The 18261-nt window shown below is 28.4% G+C and carries 12 protein-coding genes and 1 pseudogene; 11 read left to right on the forward strand and 2 right to left on the reverse strand.

Annotation, left to right across the window (positions count from 1 at the left end):
* The first annotated feature begins 44 nt into the window (after positions 1–44).
* The 8 genes and pseudogenes from BTM21_RS01405 (at position 45) to BTM21_RS01435 (ending at position 9888) form a co-directional block, all read left to right on the forward strand.
* A complete protein-coding gene (locus tag BTM21_RS01405; protein ID WP_021876510.1) occupies positions 45–1508 on the forward strand; it encodes a type I restriction-modification system subunit M in 1464 nt (487 codons plus the stop codon).
* A gap of 3 nt (positions 1509–1511) precedes the next feature.
* Positions 1512–1958 (forward strand): restriction endonuclease subunit S, encoded by a 447-nt coding sequence (locus BTM21_RS14260; RefSeq protein ID WP_341429538.1) that lies wholly within the window; start codon positions 1512–1514, stop codon positions 1956–1958.
* A gap of 92 nt (positions 1959–2050) precedes the next feature.
* Entirely contained in the window at positions 2051–2662 is a 612-nt protein-coding gene (locus BTM21_RS14265) for a restriction endonuclease subunit S (RefSeq protein ID WP_221257505.1), read from the forward strand.
* 128 nt (positions 2663–2790) lie between these two features.
* Positions 2791–3777 carry a site-specific tyrosine recombinase/integron integrase gene (gene xerA / locus BTM21_RS01415; protein ID WP_079481869.1) on the forward strand — a complete coding sequence of 329 codons (987 nt, stop codon included), beginning with the start codon at positions 2791–2793 and terminating at the stop codon, positions 3775–3777.
* 23 nt (positions 3778–3800) lie between these two features.
* A pseudogene (locus BTM21_RS13895) lies at positions 3801–4331 on the forward strand (restriction endonuclease subunit S); the annotation flags it as partial.
* 102 nt (positions 4332–4433) lie between these two features.
* Positions 4434–5147 (forward strand): Fic family protein, encoded by a 714-nt coding sequence (locus BTM21_RS13900; RefSeq protein ID WP_096145464.1) that lies wholly within the window; start codon positions 4434–4436, stop codon positions 5145–5147.
* 33 nt (positions 5148–5180) lie between these two features.
* Positions 5181–8528 (forward strand): DEAD/DEAH box helicase family protein, encoded by a 3348-nt coding sequence (locus BTM21_RS01430; RefSeq protein WP_096145311.1) that lies wholly within the window; start codon positions 5181–5183, stop codon positions 8526–8528.
* Positions 8529–8682: 154 nt separating this feature from the next.
* Positions 8683–9888 carry a PucR family transcriptional regulator gene (locus BTM21_RS01435; RefSeq protein WP_079481867.1) on the forward strand — a complete coding sequence of 402 codons (1206 nt, stop codon included), beginning with the start codon at positions 8683–8685 and terminating at the stop codon, positions 9886–9888.
* Between the two features lie 20 nt (positions 9889–9908).
* Here the strand turns inward: BTM21_RS01435 and BTM21_RS01440 are convergent, their stop codons facing one another.
* Both BTM21_RS01440 and BTM21_RS01445 read right to left on the reverse strand, forming a co-directional pair.
* A complete protein-coding gene (locus BTM21_RS01440) occupies positions 9909–10835 on the reverse strand; it encodes a DMT family transporter (protein WP_021876504.1) in 927 nt (308 codons plus the stop codon).
* A gap of 27 nt (positions 10836–10862) precedes the next feature.
* Positions 10863–11618: a creatininase gene (locus tag BTM21_RS01445; RefSeq protein ID WP_021876503.1), complete on the reverse strand. Its 756-nt coding sequence runs from the start codon at positions 11616–11618 to the stop codon at positions 10863–10865.
* Positions 11619–11882: 264 nt separating this feature from the next.
* Between BTM21_RS01445 and codA the strand changes: the two genes are divergently transcribed.
* From codA to BTM21_RS01460, 3 genes are all read left to right on the forward strand, one after another.
* Complete coding sequence (gene codA, locus BTM21_RS01450) at positions 11883–13145, forward strand: cytosine deaminase (protein ID WP_021876502.1); 1263 nt, start codon at positions 11883–11885, stop codon at positions 13143–13145.
* Between the two features lie 138 nt (positions 13146–13283).
* On the forward strand, positions 13284–15290 hold the full coding sequence (locus BTM21_RS01455; RefSeq protein ID WP_021876501.1) for a methyl-accepting chemotaxis protein: 2007 nt from the start codon (positions 13284–13286) through the stop codon (positions 15288–15290).
* Between the two features lie 148 nt (positions 15291–15438).
* The gene (locus BTM21_RS01460) at positions 15439–18216 is read left to right on the forward strand and encodes an alpha-L-fucosidase (RefSeq protein ID WP_079481607.1); all 2778 of its coding nucleotides are present in this window, start codon (positions 15439–15441) and stop codon (positions 18214–18216) included.
* Positions 18217–18261: the final 45 nt, after the last annotated feature.

Below are 18261 nucleotides of genomic sequence, written 5' to 3' on the forward strand. Positions count from 1 at the left end.
AAAACATAGTAAAATAGAGATACATAACATAGGAGGATACAACAATGATTACAGGTGAATTAAAAAGTAAAGTAGATAAAATTTGGGAAACTTTTTGGACTGGTGGAATAACTAATCCATTAGAAGTAATTGAGCAGTTTACATATCTTTTATTTATAAAAGGATTAGATGATATTGAAACAACTAAAGAAGCAGAGGCTTCAATATTAGGGATAGACTTTGAAAGAACATTTCCAGAGAATAAGCAATATTTAAGATGGAGTAAATTTTCCAATGAAGGTGATCCAGAAAAAATGTATTTAATAGTACAAAATGAGGTATTTCCATTTATAAAAAATCTACATGGAAATAAAGAGTCAGCATATGCAAAGTATATGGGAGATGCAATATTTAAAATTCCAACACCGCTTATGCTTTCAAAAATAGTTGATGGAATTAACAACATTAAGTTTGATAAAGATAAAGATACTAAGGGAGATTTATATGAATATCTATTATCAAAAGTAGCTACAGCAGGAACGAATGGACAATTTAGAACACCAAGACACATAATTGATATGATGGTTAATTTAATGAAACCAACACCAGAAGATATTATTGTAGATCCAGCAGCAGGTTCAGCAGGATTTTTAGTTTCTTCACAACAATACTTAAGAGAAAATCATGCAAATTTATTCTTAGTTCAAGGGTTAAAAGAACATTTTAATAATAATATGTTCTTTGGATTTGATATGGATAGAACAATGCTTAGAATAGGTGCTATGAATATGATGCTACATGGTGTTGATAATCCTAATATAGAATATAAAGATTCATTATCTGAAGTAAATACTGATAATGATAAATTCACATTAGTCTTAGCAAATCCACCATTTAAAGGTAGCTTAGACTATGAAGCAGTATCAGCAGATCTTTTAAAAGTAACTAAAACAAAGAAAACAGAACTTTTATTTTTAGCACTATTCTTAAGAATACTAAAAATAGGTGGAAGATGTGCATCTATAGTACCTGATGGAGTTTTATTTGGATCAACAGGTGGGCATAAATCCATAAGAAAAGAAATAGTTGAAAATCATAAATTAGAAGCAATAATATCAATGCCATCTGGAGTATTTAAACCATATGCAGGAGTATCTACAGCAATAATGATATTCACCAAAACAGGCACAGGTGGAACAGATAAAGTATGGTTCTACGACATGAAAGCAGATGGATACTCTCTAGATGATAAAAGAAATCCTATAGAAGATAACGACATAAATGATATTATAGAAAGATTTAATAACCTAGATAAAGAAGATGAAAGAAAAAGAACAGAACAAAGCTTCTTCGTACCAGTAGAAGAAATTAGAGATAATGGATATGACTTATCAATAAATAAATATAAAGAAATAGAATATGAAGAAATTCATTATGATTCACCACAAGAAATAATGTTAAGACTTAGAGAGCTAGAAATGGAAATTACAGCTGGAATAGAAGATTTAGCAGAAATGATTGGGGAGTAGACTATGGAATATAAAAAATTAAATGAATTATGTGAAATAAATATAGGCAAAACTCCGTCTAGAAGTAAAAGTCAGTATTGGGGAGAGGGTATAAATTGGTTATCTATTTCTGATTTAAAAGATAAATTTATAAGAAAGACTAGGGAGCAAATAACTAATGAAGCCATATCTGAATGTAATATGAAGATTGTTCCTAAAGATACTGTAGTTATGAGTTTTAAACTTTCAATTGGAAAAACTGCTATCTTGAAAGAAGATATGTATACAAATGAAGCTATTGCAAATTTTCCAATTAAAAATAAAGAGTTATTTCCAGAGTATTTATATTATGCTATAAAGACTTTAAATTTTGATAATACAGATAGAGCAGTTATGGGAGCTACGCTAAATAAGACCAAACTAAACCAGTTAAGGATACCTTATTGTAAGCTAGAAGAACAAAAAAAATAGTAGAAATATTAGATAAAGCGCAAGAATTAATAGATAAAAGAAAAGAGCAAATACAAGCATTAGATGAATTAGTTAAATCACAATTTATCGAGATGTTTGGGGACCCAGTTACTAATTCAAAAGGATGGGAAAAAGTAAGCCTTAATGAGTTAGGGGAGTTATCAAGAGGAAAATCTAAACATAGACCAAGAAATGCTCCTGAATTGTTAGGAGGACCATATCCATTAGTGCAAACTGGGGATATTGCAAATGCAGGCATATATTTGAAAGAGTACACACAGACTTATTCAGAGTTTGGACTTAAGCAGAGTAAGATGTGGAATAAAGGAACTTTATGTATTACTATTGCAGCGAATATTGCAAAGACCAGTATATTAACTTTTGATGCTTGTTTCCCAGATAGTGTAGTTGCTTTCATTCCAAATGAAAAGACTAATAATATGTTTATTCAATTTTGGATGTCATTCTTACAAAAAATATTAGAAGATTCGGCACCAGAATCAGCACAAAAAAATATAAATCTTAAAATATTAAGTGAACAAAAAGTTATTGTGCCACCAATTGAACTTCAAAATCAATTTGCTGATTTTGTTGAACAAGTCGATAAATTGAAATTTGAAATGGAGAATAGCTTAAAGGAATTAGAAGATAATTTTAATTCATTAATGCAAAAAGCTTTTAATGGTGAGTTATTTAGTGAATAAATATCAATATAACTAAACAATTGGTAATCTTTAAATTAACTTAGGCAAAAGTATATTAGAAAAAATATAAAATAATAAAGTATATGGCAATAATCATTATATCTATAATATTTAAAAGTGAGGTAGATATAGTGGAAGAGGCTATTATTAAAATAGAACAAGAGATGGTTAGTTTACTTGATGATAGACAAATGAAAGAACTTCATAATGTATTAGTTAATAGTTTAGGAGAGTTTAGTATATCCAAAGAAGAAAAGAGAAAAATTATAAAAAAAGAAATAAATTATTGTGATATATTTATTTGTGCCAAAAATGTAGAAGGGTGTTCTGAAAAATCTATAAAGTATTATAAATCAACTATAGAGAAGATGTTAATTAAAATTCAAAAAGATGTGAAAGATATTACAACAGAAGATTTAAGAGAATATTTAGGTGGATATAGTAAAAAGAATAATTGTAGTAAGGTTACTATTGATAATATTAGACGTATTATTTCAACTTTTTTTTCATGGCTTGAAGAAGAAAATTATATTTTAAAGAGTCCTGCAAGACGTATTCATAAAATAAGGACAGGAAGAGTTGTTAAAGAAACTTATAGTGACGAAAATATAGAAGTAATGCGTGACAAGTGTGAAGAAATAAGAGATTTAGCTATAATTGATTTACTTAATTCTACAGGAATGCGTGTAGGGGAATTAGTGAAACTAAATATTTCTGATATAAACTTTATTGAAAGAGAATGTACTGTTTTAGGAAAAGGTAATAAACAAAGAAAAGCCTATTTTGATGCAAGGGCAAAAATTCATTTACAAGATTATTTAAATACTAGAACAGATACAAATGAGGCACTATTTGTTTCTTTATTAAAACCACATAATAGATTGGAGATTAGTGGTGTTGAAATCAGAATGAGGCAGCTTGGAAGAAAACTTAATATTAATAAGGTACACCCACATAAGTTTAGGAGAACTCTTGCTACAAAAGCAATAGATAAGGGAATGCCTATAGAGCAGGTTCAACAACTTTTAGGTCATTCTAAAATAGATACAACATTACAATATGCTATGGTCAATCAAATCAATGTGAAAAACTCACACAAAAAATATATTGGTTAACTTGTAAATCACAATTTATCGAGATGTTTGGTGACCCAGTTTCAAATCCAAAAGGATGGAAGAAAGTAATTTGCAAAGATATTACATCTAAGATAGGTTCTGGAGCTACGCCAAGTGGTGGGAACTCTAGTTATAAAGAAGAAGGAATTTCTTTAATTAGAAGTATGAATGTTCATAATAATAAATTTATTTATAAGGATTTAGCATTTATTGATGATGAGCAAGCTAAAAAGTTAAAGAATGTAATAATTGAGGAGAATGATATTCTTTTAAATATTACAGGAGCTTCAGTAGCTAGAAGTTGCATTGTGCCATCAGCTATAATTCCAGCAAGAGTAAATCAGCACGTTTCCATAATACGTTGTAAACATGAAGAAATATTACCTGTATTTTTAGTGTATCAGTTTACAAATGAAAGCTATCAAAGAAAGCTTTGGGATATTGCAACAAGTGGAGGAGCCACAAGAGAAGCTATTACTAAGCAACAATTAGAAAATCTAGAATTAATAGTACCACCTATAGAAATTCAAAATAAGTTCATAGAATTTATTAAGGTAAACGACAAATTGAAATTTGAATTTTGGATTTTAAAATTAAAAATGGAGAAGTGGGTTTATAATATTTTAATTTATGATATTGAAAGGAGTGATTTAGAAATGGAAAAATCAATAGATTATAATAGTTTTTTACAGGTATTAAATGAAACTAAAGGAATACACAATTCATTAAATGAATTATTAAAATATGATTTTATATATCATTCCAATAAAATAGAGGGAAGTACATTTACTACAGAAGCTTTACAACTATTATTTGAAAAAAATATAGTTACAGGAACTCATACATTAGATGATGTACAGGAAACAGTAAACTCTTTCTATACATTTGATTTGGTAATAGAGAGTATAGATAAGGAATTAACTTTAGATATGATAAAAGAATGGCATTCAAGCCTTATGTATAGAACTAGATTATATGATTTAGGTTTAGCAGGTGTTTTTAAAAAATATCAAAATAAAATATATGGAGCAGATTTTGATACTGCTAATCCTTGGGAAGTTGAAGATAATTTAAATGCATTAATAGAAGAGTATTATTCCTTAGAAAAAGCAACAATAGAGGATATAGCTAAATTTCATTTAGAGTTTGAAAGAATTCATCCATTCCAAGATGGTAACGGAAGAATTGGAAGGTTTATATACTTAAAACAATTATTAGAGAATAGATTAGCTTTAAAATATATGAATGGTGAAACATCAAGTGATTATAAAAATGCATTAGGATTATCATCAAGTAATAATATAAAACCATTAGTAGAGTATATAAATAAGCAAAAAGACTTTATTATTGAAAACAAAAATATGTTTTAATTATTAGAAGCATATTTAAATAAAGGGGATGAGATTTTGAGTAACTTTAAGTTTTTAAAAGGAAAAAAGAATTTTGAGAGTTTTACTAATTCTTGTTTAGAAGCAGAAAAAAGTATATTAGTTAGTCCAGCTACAACTGCAATTTTATCAAGGAGAGCTTTAGAGTTAGCTGTTAAGTGGGTATATAGTTTTGATTCAGAGTTGATATTACCATATCAAGATAATATAAGCTCATTAATTCATAATAATAGTTTTATTGAGCTTATAGATTATGAAATGTTACCTGTAATAAAATATGTTATTAAGCTTGGAAATGTTGCAGTTCATACTAATGCTAGTATTAGCAGAGGTGAAGCTATTTTATCATTAAATAATTTACATAAGTTTGTAAGTTGGATTGATTATTGTTATGCAGATGAATACACAGCAGAAGAGTTTGACGAGGATGTTTTACTTGAAGGTGGAGAAAAGAGAATTAGACCAGAAGAGTTAAAGGATTTATATGAAAAGCTTAGCTCCAAAGATAAAAAGATAGAAGAAATAAGAAAACATAATGAAGAGTTAATAAAAGAATTAACAGAGAAAAGAAAATCAAGCAAGGAAAATTATGATTTTAACATAGATGAAATAAGTGAATTTGAAACAAGAAAGAAATATATAGATGTAGAATTAAAACTTGCATGTTGGAATATAGGTTCAGATGTAGGCGAAGAAGTTAAAGTTACAGGTATGCCTAATAATGAAGGGGTAGGCTATGTTGATTATGTTCTTTATGGAGATAATGGAAAACCTTTAGCAGTAGTAGAAGCAAAGAGAACTTCTAAAGATCCAAAGGTTGGACAACAACAAGCAAAATTATATGCTGATTGTTTAGAAAATCAATATGGGCAGAGACCTGTTATCTTCTTTACAAATGGTTTTGAAACGTACATATGGGATGATTATAATGAGTATTCAGAGAGAAGAATATATGGATTTTATAAGAAATCAGAGCTTCAATTGCTTATTGATAGGAGAAAAAGTAAGATTTCATTAAGTAAAATAGATATAAAAGATGAAATATCAAATAGGTATTACCAAAAAGAAGCAATAATAAATGTATGTGAAGCACTAGAAAGAAGAGAAAGAAAAATGCTTTTAGTATGTGCTACGGGAACAGGAAAGACAAGAACTGCAATTTCATTAGTTGATGTACTTTCAAGACATAATTGGGTTAAAAATATATTATTTTTAGCTGATAGAAAAGCACTTGTAAGACAAGCTAAAAATAACTTTTCAAAGCTTTTACCTAATTTACCATTATGTAATCTTCTTGATAATAGGGACAATCCAGAAGAAGCAAGAATCATATTTTCAACGTACCCAACTATGATGAATGCAATAGATGAAACTAAATCAAAGGATGGAAAAAGATTATTTACTCCAGGACATTTTGATTTAATTATTGTAGATGAAAGTCATAGATCTATTTATAAAAAATTTAAAGCAATTTTTGATTACTATGATTCATATTTAATAGGACTTACAGCTACACCAAAGGATGAGATAGATAAAAATACATATACTGTTTTTGATCTTGAAAATGGAGTTCCAACTTATGCCTATGAGTATGAAAAAGCTGTAGAAGATGGATATCTTGTTGATTATTCTACAATAGAAGTTAAATCAAAGATTATGGAAGATGGAATTAAGTATGATGATCTTTCAGAAGAGGAAAAAGAAGAGTTTGAAGCTACTTTTGAAGAGGATGAAAGTATTGATAAAGAAATAGGAAATACAGCAGTTAATGAATGGTTATTTAATGCTGATACTATTGATTTAGTATTAAATAAACTTATGACAGAAGGTTTACGTATTGAAGGTGGAGAAAAGCTTGGAAAGACAATAATATTTGCTAAGAATAGTAGACATGCAAAAGCTATAGTAGATAGATTTAATACTATATATAAAAAATATGGTGGTAATTTTGCTAAGGTAATAGATTATAGTACAAACTATGTAGAAACTTTAATTGATGATTTTTCAGATAAAAATAAACTACCACAAATAGCTGTTAGTGTAGATATGTTAGATACAGGTATAGATATACCTGAAATTTTAAATCTTGTTTTCTTTAAAAAGGTAAGAAGTAAAACAAAGTTCTGGCAAATGATAGGTAGAGGAACAAGATTATGTGAAGATTTATTAGGTTTAGATGAAGATAAAGAGAAATTTTTAATTTTAGATTTCTGTAATAATTTTGAATTCTTTAGAGTAAATCCAAAGGAATTTGAAGGGGGAAAAGTAGAAACAATTACAGAAAAGTTATTTAATATTAAGGTAGAAATAATTAAAGAGCTTCAAGACTTAAAGTGTTCTGATAGTGAATATATGGATTTAAGAAAAGAATTAGTAGATGAGCTATTAAATAGTATTAAAGGGTTAAATGAAGATAATTTTTTAGTTAGAATGAATTTAAACTATGTGCAAAAGTTTAAAAATGAAAAAGAGTGGGAAGCTTTAGGTGCTGTTTCAGTTAATCAATTAAAAGAGTATGTTTCAATGTTGATTACTCCATTAAATGATGATGAGTTAGCTAAAAGATTTGATTTAGTAATGTATAATATACAATTTGCATACCTTAAAGGTACTAATGCCACAAGAGGAATTAAATCAGTTATAAATACAGCAGAGCAGTTATCAAAACTTGGCACTATACCACAAATTCAACAGCAAAAGTATGTTATTGAAAAGGTCATGACAGAAAGTTTTTGGGAAAGTGCAGATATATTTGAACTAGATGGAGTTAGAGAAGCGTTAAGAGATCTTATAAAATATTTAGAAAGAAAAGGTCAATTGATTTATTATACAGAGTTTAAAGATATAATAATTTCAGAAGAAAGAAACACTTCTATATATAATGTGAATGACCTTAAAAATTATAGAAAGAAGGTTGAACATTATTTAAGTGAACATAAAGATGAAATATCTATATATAAACTTAGAAATAATAAGAAATTAACTAAGGAGGATATAACCCATTTAGAAAATATAATGTTTACTGAGTTAGGTAGTTTATCAGATTATCAAAAAGAGTTTGGAGATACTCCGATTACAAAGCTTGTTAGAAATATAGTGGGATTAGATAGAACAGCAGCTAATGAAGCTTTTTCAGAGTTTTTAAATAATGAGAATTTAAACTCATTACAAATTAACTTTGTCAAATTAATAGTTGATTATGTAGTTAAAAATGGAATGATAGATGATAATAGAGTCTTAACAGAAGATCCTTTTAGAACTATAGGTAATATAGTTGAATTATTTGAAAATGATATAGATATAAGAGGTAATTTATTAAAGGTAATTAAAGAAATAAAGGATAACGCAATAGAGGTTAGTTAGATTATAAGAGCATTTTGTATGATTATTTATACTATTTTGATAATAATACATAGCTAAATTTAAGAATTACATATAAAATCATAAACCTTATTTAAATTCATAGAAGAAAATGGTAAAATTAGAAAGTCAAAATGAAACATTAGGGAGTGATTTTATGGCTCTTTGTTGTAGAGATTTATTTCAACTTAAGCATTTTTCAAAAGCAAGATTATTGGCAGGTAAGAGTGGGTTAAATCGAGAGATTTCTTTGCCATATGTAAGGAATACAGAATCAATTTCTAAATGGCTTTATGGAAGGGAGCTTTTATTTGTTACATATGAAAGTAGTAAAAAAGAAAGTGATGATCTTTTATTATTACTAGAGGAGTGTATTGATAAAAACCTTTCAGGAGTTGTTATTTTAATTGATGATAAGGATATAGAAAATATTCCTAAAAAAATGATAGATAGAGCTGATGAGGAGAGGTTACCTTTATTTATAATGCCTTGGGATATAAAATTAATAGATATAATACAAGAGATATTTTTAAAAATAGAGGAAAAAAGAGAAGAGAGCAAAAATGCAAAGCATTTCCTTGAATCTATTCTTTTTTCTCAAGACCAAGCTTATGAAGATATAAATACTTTAGCAGAATTCTATAATATAAATTTAAGACCGTATCATTTTATCTGTATATTTAAAGTAAAAGAATTTAACAATATATCTTACGAGTCAGAAAATGTTAGTAAAAGTATCTTAACTTCTTTAGAGGAAATGTTAAGTATAAAGGATCACACTATAATTCCAATGCAGTATGCAAATCATTTAATGGTATTAGTGCTTGCAGATAATAGTGAAGAAATAAAAAATTCATTAAAGGCTACAGAAGCAGTATTTAATATTATGAATTCGAGGTATTCTAATGTGGAAGTTAACTTAAGTTTTAGTAGGATTAGAGATACTTATTCTGAAATAAAAACTAGTTATAAAGAAGCATTTAAAGCATTATCGCTTATTGATATATATAGTAAAGAAACTTCGGTAATTAAATATAATGAGCTTGGGATTGTCAAATTATTTGTTGAGTTAAATGATATTAAGGAAATACAACAATACTGTTATGAAAATTTAGGTCCAATTTTAGAATATGATAAAAGTCATGGAATGAATTTGATAGGAACATTAAAATGTTATTTTGAGAATAATAGACATTTAGTAAAAACATCACAAGCCTTATTTATTCATAGAAACACATTGCTTTATAGATTAGCTACCATTAAAGAATTAATACAAAAGGATTTAGATGATGCTATGAATAATCTAGAATTATTTAATAGTATATTGATATATGAGTTTTTAAATTTACAAAATAAAAAATAGGAGCCTGTGACAATTTCTTGTCACAGGCTCTTTGATTCTTCATCTGCTTCCAATTGAGCTTCTTTATTCTTAGAAAAAGATAAAGTTAAAACACCAGCAAAAATTAATAAACATGCAATGATTTTTATTAAAGTTATTTTTTCACCTAACAAGATTGCCCCAAATATAACACTTGTTATAGGTTCAAATGTAGTTATAACAGCAGCTTCGCTGGCTCCTACATATTTTATACCAAGTTGTAATAATGATAGTGCAACAACTGTACATAAAAATGCAAATAATGCAGATATAATCCATGCTTTAGTAGTTAGAGTTGAGAATACAAGCTCTTGTGTAGCTTTACCATATAAGTACATACCTATAGTTGAAGCTAACGCTACATAGAATGTTATTTTAAATGGTGGTTCACTCTTTAGGCCACTTTTATCCATAAATATAATATAGAAGGCATAAAATACGCCTGAAACTATAGCTAAAATTAATCCCATTAACGCACTAGAGCCAAATGAGGCTGAAGTAAGTGCTGAGACAAAGAAACAACTTATACCAGACATAGCTATAATTAGAGCTAGAACTTTTTGCTTACTTAGTTTTTCCTGGAAGAACATAACACAACCTAATGTTACAAATATTGGGTAAGTAAAATGTATTGGAGTTACTATACCAACATCAATATGAGCAAAAGCCATATTTAATAATAATGTTGTAATAGCATTACCAACAAATCCTAAAATAACTAAATCTCTAAATTGTTTCTTAGTTACTTTTAAATTAATTCTTAAAAGTAAAACTATAATTAATAAGAATGGTAAACTTAAAAAGTTTCTTAAAAATGTTAAAGTTACAGGATTACTTCCTTCAACGCCATATGTTAAAGGTCCTAGGGTAAAAGCAAACCCGAATGTGATAGAGGATAGCATTGTAAGAATTATTCCTTTAGTTTTCATAATCTACCTACTTCTTTCTAATTAATTTTATTTATAAGCTTCATTAATAATCTTAACAATATTTTCTACAACGTCGTCAACCATAGTCTTTCCTTTTTCAGCTGAAGAAGACTTAGCAGATGCTAATATACCAGTTTCAGGAACGATACCTTTTTCTATTGGATATTTGAAATAAGTTCCTGGAGTAGCATTTTCAGTATCTAAAATCTTATCTTCTCTAACAAGTTCAGGTGCAAAGTACATCATTAATGAAGTTTCAGTAACAGCTGCATGTTCTAAAGCCCAACCTGGGAATGGAACTTCATCAAATATTTTATCGATTAAATCAGGTGACATTGGATCCCACCAGTTAGTAAGAACGATTTGAACTTTATCTCCATATTTAGCTGAACATAAGTCCATAGCTTCTACAACGAAAGCTTCATTTTCAAAGTGAGCACTTAAAATGAAGATTTTCTTGAAACCATCACGAACGAATTCATCAATAATATCCATTACTAAAGCTTGTAATGTTGATCCATTTAAATCGATAGTTCCTGGGAATAATGGGCCACCACCACTTAATGGTTTTGATTTGTAACCATATGAAAGAGTTGGAGCAACTACACCATTTACTCTTTCAGCTATACGATAAGCAAAGCCTTCAGCTAATACTGTATCAACACAAGTTGGTAGATGAGGTCCATGTTGTTCAGTTGATCCTATTGGTAATATGATAACATCATCCTTTTTCTTGGCAAATTCCATCCATGTCATATTTGTCATTTTTACATTTTCATACATAATAACATCTCCCTTTAGTTGTCTTCTAATATTTACAATAAATTTTTATAAATTTGTTTTGCATGCATTCAGTATACTTGAGATGGATTTTATACACAATGTACATAAAATACAAATATACCAAAAAAAATATGTTCTTTAAATGCACAGTAAAACTAAAGAAATATTAGATAGTTAGTACAATGACTCTAAGTTAGATTGGTGATAGACTTCCACATATAAGTACATTAAATATAACCTAAAAATGAAGGGAGATTATTTATAATGAAAGCTATTATATTTAAAAATGCTAGATTAAAAGGAAAGGAAAGCTTAGTAGATCTATTTGTTGAAAATGGAGCTTATAAGGAAATAGGAGAAAATCTTTCAGAAAAATATAAGAATATAGAAACATATGATTTAGAAGGAAATCTTGTTGTACCTCCTTATGTTGATCCACATATACATTTAGATTATGTATACACAGCTCGTATGCCTGGTGCAAATAATGGAACAGGAACTCTTTTTGAAGGTATTCAAAGATGGTCAGAAACTAAAGGTAATATGACAGTAGAAGAAGTAAAAGAAAGAGCTAGAATTGCATTAAAGAAAGAAATTTTATATGGAACTCAATATATTAGAACACATGTTGATGTAACAGATCCTAAGTTTACTTGCTTAAAAGCAATTATGGAATTAAAAGAAGAAGTAAAAGATATTGTAGATATACAAATTATAGCCTTCCCACAAGAAGGAATGTATTCATATAAAGATGGAGACAAGCTTGTAGAAGAAGCTTTAAAAATGGGTGCAGATGTAGTAGGAGCTATTCCTCATTTTGAATATACAAGAGAAATGGGAGAAAAGTCAGTAAAGAAATCAGTAGAACTTGCTATGAAATATAATAAGTTAATAGATCTTCACTGTGATGAAACAGATGATGATCAATCAAGATTTGTTGAGTTATTAGCAGCAGAATCATACATGAATGGAATTGGAGAACTTACAACTGCTAGCCATACTTGTGCAATGGGATCATATAATAATGCATATGCATTTAAGTTATTTAAACTTCTTAAATTATCAAATATGAACTTTATATCATGTCCAACTGAAAATATACATTTACAAGGAAGATATGACACATATCCAAAGAGAAGAGGACTTACAAGAGTTAAAGAATTAAATGATGCAGGAATAAATGTTTGTTTTGCACAAGATTCAATTTCAGATCCATGGTATCCTTTAGGAAATGGAAATCTAATGAACATTTTAGACTCAGGGATTCATATATGCCACATGATGTCTTTTGAAGAAATAAATAATGCTTTAGATTTAATTACAGTAAATGGAGCTAAAACTCTTCATATCCAAGACAAATATGGTATAGAAGTAGGAAAGGATGCAAACTTTATTGTATTAAATGCTAAAAATGAATTTGATGCAATTTTAGAAAGAGTAGGCGTTAATTGTTCAGTTAGAAAGGGTGAATTCTTATTTAAGAGAGAGCCAGAAGTAATTGATACAAATATTACATTATTAAGATAGAAAAAAGTTAAGGGTTAGGCTGTAATAGCTTAATCCCTTATTTTTTTTAGAATATATAGAAAATTTAATATAACTATATATAAATATGATTCAAAATTATCCGATAATATAAGATATAAGTTTATAGAGGGGGATAATATGAGTAAATTTAAAAAGAAAAGTTTAAAAAGTGAAATATTAAAGCTTTTACTTTTAACATCAATAATACCAATTTTAATAATAAGTATTTCAAACTTCTATATTATAAATAGAAATTTGAAAAAAGAATTAAGTACTAATATAGCAAGTGGAACAGAAGCTGTAAAGCAAGCATTAGTAAATGGTCATAAAACAAGTATGGCAGATGTGGATTATTTAGCTTTAGATCCAAGTGCTAAGGCAATGGCTAGTAATAAAAATGGTGAAGAAGCAGCTCTAAAGGAAGTTTTAGATGGATATATGAAAACTACTGAAGATATAACATGGGTTTATATTGGAACTAAAGATGGTAAATATATATCTAAGCCTGATAGTACATTAGGAGACGCCTTTGATCCAAGACAAAGAGAATGGTATCGTGGTGCAGTAGAGCATCCTTCAGAGGTTGTTATGTCAAAACCATATATAGATGTAGAAAGTAGACAAATGACTATTACATATTCTAAGGTTGTAACAAATGATAAAGGTGAAATTCAAGGTGTTGTGGCATTAGATAAAAAGTTAGATACAATGTCAGATGTTATTAATGAAATAAATTTAGGTAATCACTCATTTCAAGGTATAATAAGTGAAGATGGAACTATTGTAGCTCATAAGGATAAAAGTTTAATAGGAAAGACTTCTAAGGATTTACCATGGATAGAAAATGTTCAAAATATTGAAGATAATCAAACAGAGAAAGTTGAAATTGATGATAAAGATTATGTAGTTTATAAAAAAATAGATAGTATTACAGGTTTAAGCATGGTAGTATTTATACCTAATGATGATGTTATTAGAACATTAGTAAGGGGAATGGTTATACCTGTACTGATACTTATTATAGTTATGATATTTGCTTTAATAGCAACAAAATTTTTCACACATAAATTAACTGATCCAATTATGAAGGTTGTAAAAATATTAGATAAGATAAAAGACGGTGATTTTACTGAAAAAGTTGAAGACAAGGTTAATTACAATACAGAGATAAGTTCAATTATTGAGGCTTTAAATACAGTAATTGATGATATGACTATAGTTTTAACAGGAGTTAAGGAATCTTCTAATAATGTTAAAGAGGGATCAGAAACTCTTTTTGGAATAATAAAAGAATCAAGTTCTGTAGGTGAAGAGGTTGCAAAATCAGTTCAACAAATTGCAGAAGGTTCAACCAATCAAGCAGCTGAATTAGATACAAGTGTAAGTGTGGTAAATGTATTAGAAAATGAAGTTAATAAGTCAATAAGTAACTCAAAAAATATGAGAGATGCTTCAAATAAAGTTAAAAATTCTACAACAGAAGGTACAATTGCTATAGAAAATTTAAGTAACACATATGAAGAAAATATAAAAGCAAGTTCTAATATAGCAGCTAAAGTAGATATATTAGCTAATAAATCAGAACAAATAGGAAGTATAGTAGATACTATTGAAACTATAACAGAACAAACAAGTCTTTTATCACTAAATGCTAGCATAGAAGCTGCAAGAGCTGGAGAAGTTGGTCGTGGATTTGCTGTTGTAGCAGAAGAAGTTAGAAAGCTAGCAGAAGAATCAGCAAACTCAGCTAAAGAAATAAATAATGTTATAGAAGAAATAAAAGGTAGTATAGATGAGTTGTATAAAGAAACTAAAACTACAGATGTACTAAACAAAAAGACAGAAGAAAGTTTAAATATAACAAAAGATAAGTTTAATATAATAGATGAAATGATTGATGAGTTAGAAAAAATAATAAAAGATTTCTCATCTTCATTAGAAGTTATAAATAACAGTAAGAATACAGTTGTTAACAAAATATCAGAAATTGCAGCTGTAGCTCAAGAATCAGCAGCTATTACAGAAGAAGTTAGTGCTGCAAGTGAAGAACAATCATCAGGATTACAAGAGATGACTGTACAAGCAGAAACTCTAAATGTATATGCAGAAAACTTAAGATTACTTATAGATAAATTTAAAGTTTAATTTTAAAAGAGAAAGAGTTCTAGAAAAAAATAGAACTCTTTTTTTGTTTGAATAATTTTTCAAAAATTTTGAAAAATTAGAAGGTATATGAAAACGAATGCCGAATATGTTTAATTATCCGTAAGAGAATATTTTAAGGGGGATTTAGATGAAAAGAAAATTTTTATTTAGGTTATTTGCATCAACTATGACATTTTGTTTTTTAGCATTAGGAATGAATCCAATAGCAGCTATTAAAAAAAGTGAAATTTCACAAGAGGTAGAAAGTCCTTACGGACCTACACCTACAGAATTACAACTTAATTATCAAAAAGAAGAATTAACATCATTTATTCACTTTGGGATGAACACATTTACAGGTAGTGAATGGGGAAATGGAAAAGAATCTCCTTCACTTTTTAATCCGACAGAACTTGATGCAGATCAATGGATAAAAACATTATATGATGCAGGCTTTAAAAAGGTAATTTTAACAGCAAAGCATCATGATGGATTTTGTTTATGGCCAACTAAAACAACAGAACATGATGTATCTAACAGTCCGTGGAAAGATGGTAAAGGAGATGTAGTTAAGGAAGTTTCTAAGGCTTGTGAAAAATATGGATTGAAATTTGGATTATATTTATCACCATGGGATCAAAACTCTAAAGATTATGGAGAAGGAAATGGTGGAGATTATAATGACTTTTATGTTGAACAATTAACTGAACTTCTAGAAAACTATGGAGAAATATCAGAAATATGGATGGATGGAGCTAAAGGTTCTAATGTAGTTCAAGAGTATGATTTCGAAAGATGGTTTAAATTAATTAAAGAGAAACAACCTAATTGTATTATATGGAGTCAAGTAGGCCCTGATGCAAGATGGATAGGAAATGAAAGTGGATATGCAGGGGAACCTTGTTGGTCAACTATAGATATAGCAAAAATGAAGGAAAAAGAAGTTCCAAGTTATTTAAATACAGGAGAAGAAAATGGACCAGATTGGGTAGTAGGTGAATCAGATGTTTCAATAAGACCTGGTTGGTTTTATCATGCAAATCAAGATAACGATGTTAAGTCTTTAGAAAAGCTTATGGATATTTATTTTAAATCAGTAGGAAGGAATTCAGTATTATTACTAAATATACCACCAGATAAAAGAGGTAAATTTCATGAAAATGATGTGCAAAGAATTAAAGAATTTGGTGATGCAATAAAAGGTACTTTTGATGAAAATCTAGCATTAGGAAGCAAGATACTAGCAGAAAATGTAGCAGGTAATAATGAAAAATTTTCAGGAGACAAAGTAATAGATTATAATTATGATACGTATTGGGCTCCAAATAATGAAAATAAAACTGGCTCTTTAGAAATAGATTTAGGGGAAGAGAAAGAGTTTGATATTGTTAGTCTTCAGGAATATATACCACTAGGTCAAAGAGTAGCTGAATTTGATATTGAAGTATTTGAAAATAATGAATGGAGCAAAGTATTTTCTGGTAAAACTATAGGTTATAAAAGATTAGTTAGAATACCACCTACAACAGCATCAAAAGTTAGAATTAATATAAAAAGGTCTTTAGCAACACCTTTAATAAATAATATAGGTATATATAAGCAACCTATGGATATAGAATTACCTTCAGGTCCACCAGCAGGATTAGATTTTTTAAATGATGGGAATAAAGGTAGTGCGATTGGAGAGTTTAATTTTAGCAATGGATGGGTTTATGAGACTTTAGATAGAGATAGAGAAGGAGATTCTCATTACACAACAACAACAGGAGCAACAATAAATATAAAATTTAATGGAAGTAAATTTTATTTATCAGGGGCAAAAGATCCTAAACATGGAATAGCAGAAATATCTATAGATGGAGGAGAAGTAGTAGAGGTTGATACTTACGCACAAAGTAGAATAAATCAAAGTATTTTATATGAATCAGAAGATTTAGAAGATGGAGAGCATGAAGTTACTATTAGATGTACTGGAAGAAAAAATACAAATTCTGGTGGAACTGCTATTCATACAGATGGAGCCTTTGCATTGAATAATGGTGGAAAAGGAATGTTTGAGATGGAAAAGCTTTCTTATACAGTAAAAGAGAATATAGGAAAAGCTGTGTTTAAAGTTGTAAGAAAGGGTGGAAGTAAGGGAAGAGCAGAGATAAATTATGAAACATTACCAGGAACTGCATTAAACGCAAAGGATTATCAAACTTGGTCAGGAACATTAGCTTTTAATGAGGGAGAAACAGAAAAAACTTTCGAAGTAAATATAATAGATAATAAGGATTTAGAAGAATCAAGATATTTCTTTGTAAAGTTAAGTGATCCTATAGGTGGAGCTATATTAGGCTTTGATAAACAATCAAAAGTAACTATAGAAGATGATGAGCTTATAAAAATAGAAACAGCAGATACAGGAGATGGACTGCACAAATTTAATTTAAGTAATGGGTGGTCTCAAGAAAAAGGAGGTATGTGGACTAAGGATATGAATGCAAACTTTACTATAAAGTTTGTAGGAAGAAAAATATCATTAGTAGGTGCAAAAGATCCTAATCATGGAGTATTCCAAATTTCTATAGATGGAGGCGAATATGTAGATATAGATCAATATGCTGAAAATAGAGAAACTAATGCAACTATATTTGAAAGTAAAGAATTAGAATATGGAGAGCATACTTTATCTTATAGATTAAAAGGGGAAAATCCACATGGTGGTAGATCAGATGGTCAAATAAATTATGCATTAGTAGATTCAAGTATTGTAGAATCAGAAATAAATGGAGATTTTAATGCTAATGGGAAATATGATATAGGAGATTTATCTATAGTATCTAAACATTATGGACAAAATAAACCAGAATATGATTTAAATAAGGATAATGTTATAGATGAATTTGAAGTTAACTTTATAACAAATAAAATTCTAGAGTAATAAATAGTATAAAAAATAGTCTTGAAAAATTTTTCAAGACTATTT

Origin of the sequence: Clostridium chauvoei, assembly GCF_002327185.1 — a bacterium.
GTDB classification, from domain to species: Bacteria; Bacillota; Clostridia; order Clostridiales; family Clostridiaceae; genus Clostridium; species Clostridium chauvoei.